The sequence below is a fragment of the Vibrio maerlii genome, from assembly GCF_003415655.1.
GTDB classification, from domain to species: Bacteria; Pseudomonadota; Gammaproteobacteria; order Enterobacterales; family Vibrionaceae; genus Vibrio; species Vibrio maerlii.
Window position 1 is genome coordinate 1 of the sequence record NZ_QRHC01000044.1, and the last position, 753, is coordinate 753.

General features: G+C 46.9%; 1 tRNA gene and 1 rRNA gene. Both read right to left on the reverse strand.

Annotated elements, in window-relative coordinates:
- Window positions 1–340 precede the first annotated feature (340 nt).
- Window positions 341–417, reverse strand: a tRNA-Asp gene (locus DPF91_RS21920).
- Between the two features lie 94 nt (window positions 418–511).
- Window positions 512–627: ribosomal RNA gene (gene rrf / locus DPF91_RS21925) — 5S ribosomal RNA — on the reverse strand.
- Between the last annotated feature and the right edge of the window lie 126 nt (window positions 628–753).

Genomic DNA, 753 nt, shown 5'->3' on the forward strand with positions numbered 1-753 from the left:
TAGAGAGCTAGAGAGCTAGAGAGCTAGAGAGCTAGAGAGCTAGAGAGCTAGAGAGCTAGAGAGCTAGAGAGCTAGAGAGCTAGAGAGCTAGAGAGCTAGAGAGCTAGAGAGCTAGAGAGCTAGAGAGCTAGAGAGCTAGAGAGCTAGAGAGCTAGAGAGCTAGAGAGCTAGAGAATTTTGAGGGGAGAGGTGAGCTTGTCAACCATTCTGCGATTGAAGATACGACTCTAGATATCCAGTTTCCTAAAAGCAAAGCGTTCTATAGGACGAAGCCCATCCTAAAGCCTCAACTCCTAAATGCAAGAAAGCCTCAGCATTTCTGCTGAGGCTTCTCAATAAGTGGCGGAGTGGACGGGACTCGAACCCGCGACCCCCGGCGTGACAGGCCGGTATTCTAACCAACTGAACTACCACTCCGCAGTGGTATCTTTTACTAAATAAAGTCTTATGGTCAGATTGCTTTATCTAGTTTTGCCTTCAGATTTTTCAAAATCTGAAAACAAGTAAACAAGCCTGGCGATGACCTACTCTCACATGGGGAAGCCCCACACTACCATCGGCGCTGTTGCGTTTCACTTCTGAGTTCGGCATGGAATCAGGTGGGTCCACAACGCTATGGTCGCCAAGCAAATTCTTTAATTCGGAAAGCTGTTTCGTTCTACACTACATTCAATGTTCTTATTTGAGTCCATCAAAACCCCTTGGGTGTTGTATGGTTAAGCCTCACGGGCAATTAGTACAGGTTAGCTCAAC